This window comes from Bacteroidota bacterium, from assembly GCA_030706565.1.
Lineage (GTDB): Bacteria > Bacteroidota > Bacteroidia > Bacteroidales > JAUZOH01 > JAUZOH01.
This window is the reverse complement of the sequence record JAUZOH010000292.1, coordinates 1-4,828: the sequence shown is the minus strand read 5'-3', so window position 1 is coordinate 4,828 and position 4,828 is coordinate 1. Positions and strand designations below refer to the sequence as shown.

The 4,828-nt window shown below is 42.9% G+C and carries 3 protein-coding genes; all 3 read right to left on the bottom strand.

Annotation, left to right across the window (positions count from 1 at the left end; all coding sequences use genetic code 11):
• On the bottom strand, window positions 1-1,142 hold a 1,142-nt coding region (locus Q8907_12775; protein ID MDP4275143.1), incomplete at its 3' end, for an alginate lyase family protein.
• A 104-nt stretch (window positions 1,143-1,246) separates the two neighbouring features.
• Window positions 1,247-2,767: a hypothetical protein gene (locus Q8907_12770; GenBank protein MDP4275142.1), complete on the bottom strand. Its 1,521-nt coding sequence runs from the start codon at window positions 2,765-2,767 to the stop codon at window positions 1,247-1,249.
• Window positions 2,768-2,926: 159 nt separating this feature from the next.
• On the bottom strand, window positions 2,927-4,828 hold a 1,902-nt coding region (locus Q8907_12765), incomplete at its 5' end, for a glycoside hydrolase family 2 TIM barrel-domain containing protein (GenBank protein MDP4275141.1).

Genomic DNA, 4,828 nt, shown 5'->3' with positions numbered 1-4,828 from the left:
GGGAAATTCCTGATCACCTCTTCCACTTCAGGGAAATGAGCCAGAGGTTTCCAAACGTTAAACCAAAGGGAATTCTGATAAGCATTGGCTCCAAAAATAAGAAATGACTGAGCTATAGGCCAGTTATCCCAATACATGACATCTTTCTCGAATGGCCATTTCGATTTATCGGCCACATAAGGAAAAAGATATTCTATCCCTTTTCTCATGCACTTTCCGTCAGGAGTTTGAAAATTCCATAAATTATCTTTTCCATCCGAAAGGATCTGGCAAAGGGTAGTCATGGCATCCAGGTTAAAAAGTGAGTAACCGTAAGGTTTTGTACGTTTTAACTCCAGTGGGAAACTGCCATTTGCAGCCATCTGGTTGGGCAACAACACGGTTTTAAAGCGGTCCCTGCAAAATTCAATCAAATCTTTGTTGCCGGTCAGCTTTGCAAAAGCAGCAACCTGCATAACGCAGCAGGTACCGTGGTTGTTCTTTGCATTCATTTCATCCTTCCCATTGGCATTGGTCATAATCCATTGCAGATAGTCCGTAAACCATGATTTTACGGCAGCAAGAAACTTTTTGTCAAAGCAAGACGCTTTTTGCATCACAAAAACCCCCTGCGAAACTTCCATCAGCTGGATAGCATCTATAATTCCTATGCCCCTGCCTGTATATCGGCCTTTTATAGCCTGTGCATAATTTAATGAAGGATTCATGCGGGTGGCAGTATCCATAAACCAGGCTTTCAGGTGAGGAAGTGCAGCTTTTACATACTTTTCGTTATGGGTTATTTTATAGGCAGAAGCAAGCGTCCCGATTATCTGGCTAAACCTTGTCACAGCTTGCCGATGGGCAACAAAATTAGCCGGATTGGTCATGCCGTCACGCTGTATGTAAGGCCCGTCCGGATTTTGGGGATCCGGCCACCAATAATCCCCTTCCGAATAAAAATCGTGCTTTCCACCGGCACTTCGAGAACATACAAACCTGGTAATAGTTTGCGTTTCCTGTTTCATGGCTGTATCGGCGCGAAGTAAAATCCTGCCCCTCAACAATCTCCCGGCTTCTTTTTCAAACTTACCGCCATCTCCAGCAGCAAAGGAATTGAAAACAGCAAAAAACAAAACAATTAAGAATAAGGTCTTTTTCATTAGTTTTTATTTTAATATTCTGACAGGTATCCTCAGATTTTGAGTTTTTAATATCTCCCTTCGTAAGGATGTTTATTAAAAAAATTAAATTCCTGAATATTTATTTATTTTTTATTCCTTCTGGCATTCAACTGGGCCATATAAAGTGATGCCGGCTGTAAACCAGAACTGTTTTGTCCTTCCCATTCTCCATCCAGACGATCCTTGAAACGGCCTTTTGTCTTTTTACCTGCCAAACCAATGCAGTAATTTTTTGCTGAAACCCATGGATTCTGAACGCAGACTTTATCGGCAGTACAATTCCACAGAACCTGCGTAGCCCCGGACCATCCATGGCCAGAGCCATAATCCCCCCTGTCCTGCACATTTATTTCCCCGTCAGTTGTAATGTTATCATATAAAGTACCTGTTGCCCAGCGATGGTGCGGTCCGATGTCGGCATGGGTATTGACTGATTTGCAGTGATAAAACACATTGGGGCCGCAAACCCTTGCCCCGGTTACATAATCATGCCTGCCTCCATCAGTAGCACAATTCATAACCAAGTTCATTTGCCCGTTTACGCAAAAAGAATAACGTCGGCCCCCGGTGATGACAGATTTCGGCTCCAGGCACTTTGAATCCGTGACAGTTATATATTTTCCCTCGTTTCCAATATTCACGCAGCTATAAGCAAAATATTCGGAGGTCACATTCCGTACCCATCCATTTTCCACGCTGCCAAAATCAATAGCTTTCCAGCTATGGTCTTCATCTGTTTCTGAAGTATAATCCGATTTAAACCTGATATTTTCCACGCCGACTTCTGAAATTCTTCCAGGAAAGGAATATTTAAAGACAGAACCGCCGCCATACTTCTGCTCCATAGCCATTACGACAGGATTATCAATAAAAATCCGGCCACCTTCAATCCTGGTAATGGTCCGTTCAAAATACAAATCATATTCCGGTGCCTTCCATTGGCGGGTACCTTGTCTTGCAACAATCTGATCCATCTTCAATTCATGAATCCAATAATCCGTGCCGGGGCGAAACACAACAATTTGATCACCAACAGCATATTTGCCGGGATCTTCGACAATAAAAGAGAAGGCGCCGGTGGGAACATATTTATCGATAATGCCGGATTTGGATGCGGGGATTAACTTTCTCTTTCCAAAACCGGAAATAACCAGAAGGCTTCGTTGTCCCTTTCCCGAAGCAACCAGGACTGTACCTTTTTCGCCGTCACCTTCACCCCGCAATACAATACCGCCTTTAGAAATCTTTATTGAACCGGGTATGAAGTAAGTACCTTTTTTAAGCAAGATGGTTCCCCGTATACCATCTTTGTTACAAGGCATCTGCGATACTTCATCAATGGCTTCCTGGATAATAGTGCGGCTCTCGCCCGAGGCAGGCGCTGAAACGGTTTTGACTACAGGAACATCAGGAATGGCTTTATCGCCCTGATGATACCCCACCCTGCTGAAATCGGGAATAATATTCCCATTTTCATCGGGGATATAAGTGAGTTCGTCATTCGATTCCCTGACATATTTTGACTGCCAGGGTTTTAAAAATCCTGATAAAGAAAAAACCAGAAACAATCCTGTTGCCGAAATTAAAAGCTTCTTATACTTCATGATATATTTTTTGCTAATGTTTACTCTTTTTAGGTTTCTATTCAATTGATCCATCAATTTTATAGCCGGACCACCCTCTTTTATCAGGAATAACCCTCAAAATTATTCTAATATAAAGATTTACAAAACCAAACAAGCTATAAATTCAACCCCTTTAACTTATAATTTTAAAAGTGTAGTTTCCAACCCTTGGGATTTTACCCCAACTACAACATTTTTACTATTGATAATGGCCCGGATAATTGCCCTTCCATTATACAATTGCACCTTTCTTGAACCTGAGGAAGTACCCAGATTATCCAGTAACTTCCCGTCACCGGCCAGGGAAAATTCAATCATATTGGTGGCATCCAGGCACAAAACCGAATTTTGATCCAGGAATTTTACCTGAATTGTAGCAGTATCGCCAGTTTGTTGAATTTTCTCCAATACCATCTTTGCGGGAACGCCCCATTTTTCTGTCTGATATTGAAAAGATATTTCATCAGTTACCATTTCTTTTCCCTTATGAGCAACTACTCTGACATGGTTTTCACCTTTATTGAATTTAACATTCCATCTTAATCCGGCAGCCGGAAAATCCTGGCTATTTCTCTTCTTAACGCCACAACTTACCCCATTAAAAAATAACTCAGCTTCCGGGCAATTGGAATATACTTTCAGCATTTTTAATTCGCCCTCATCCCCCCATCTTACCGGCCAGCTATGCCCGTAAATATGTACCATAGGTTTGGTTGTCCAGTATGATTGAAAAACATAATAGGCTTCCTTGGGGGTAAAATCGCGTTCCACAACTCCTTTCTGATTCACGTAAGGCACGGGGTTTTCCACACGTATCGGGGTGGAAAAATCTTTAAAGGGCCAATAAACAGATCCGGTAAGCCAGGGCATTGTCTCCTGTTCCTTCAGGTGCCAGTCAATCAGGTTGCAGATATATGTTTCGCTCCAATCTCCATCTTTAGAAAACCTGGCATCCCCTCCTTTAAACGTAGCATCACCCTGACGTTCATCAGCACCTTGGCCGGTGGAAACAGTATTAACAATCTTATCCGGATTTTCAGAATGACGCCGTGCATGACTGTCGCCTCCCCATTCTACATGTAGAAAATGATGAACCGACTTCATCTCTTTTTCCGTCACATCCTTATATTCGGTAAAACGGCCCCTGTACCAGCCGGCCCAAATGGAAGGGGAGTAAACATCCACAATATCCTTACAGAAGTCGCAACGGCGAAGAGCCGTTTTGCGGGTTGAATCCAGCTGATGTGCCAAATCATTCAGAGATTTCATAAATATGCGGATGCTATCCTCACTGTACTCCGGGAAATCACCGGGCCAGTCATTTTCATTGCCCAATCCCCAGATAATAACAGCCGGATGATTTCTGTGTTGGCCAATCATATTGGTCAGCATCCGGCGGGCTTGAGCTTTATAAAGATCATTGCCCAATCCTCCCCTGCACCAGGGAATTTCTTCCCAAACCATAATGCCCAGGCTATCGCAAAGGTTCAGCACAATACGGGATTGCTGATAATGGGCAAGACGGATGAAATTCACCCCCATCTCCTTCATTAGTTTCATTTCGGTACGGATCATCTCCTCGGTCATGGCCTGGCCAACGCCGGCATGGTCTTCGTGCCGATGCGTACCTTTGATCAAAAGCCTTTGCCCATTTAGCTTGAAAGGGCCTCTGTCAACAAACTCAAAGCAACGGAAACCAAATTTCTCTGTCAGCTTCTGCTCGCCTGCATCAGAATGCAAAGTAACTTCACAGGTATAAAGGTCAGGGTTTTCAGGCGACCAGAGCAAAGGATTTTTAAGGGTTGTACTGCCAATATTTTTTTCAACTGGCGAATCTTCAATGTCAATAACCTTAGTATCTACGACCTTTTGATGGGGATCCAAAATTCTTATTTCTGCTTTCCCCGAATGAATATCAGAAAAAGCAGAAGTAATGGCGGAAAGGTCTATTTTCCCAAGTTTCCCTTTGTTGGCTACACTGGCATTAACAAAAAGCCTTTTCATATAAAAAGAAGGGAAATATTCCAAATTCAGGTAGCG

Coding starts and splice junctions, on each gene's coding strand:
- Q8907_12770 (MDP4275142.1), bottom strand. CDS start 2,767: ATGAAGTATAAGAAGCTTTTAATTTCGGCAACAGGATTGTTTCTGGTT.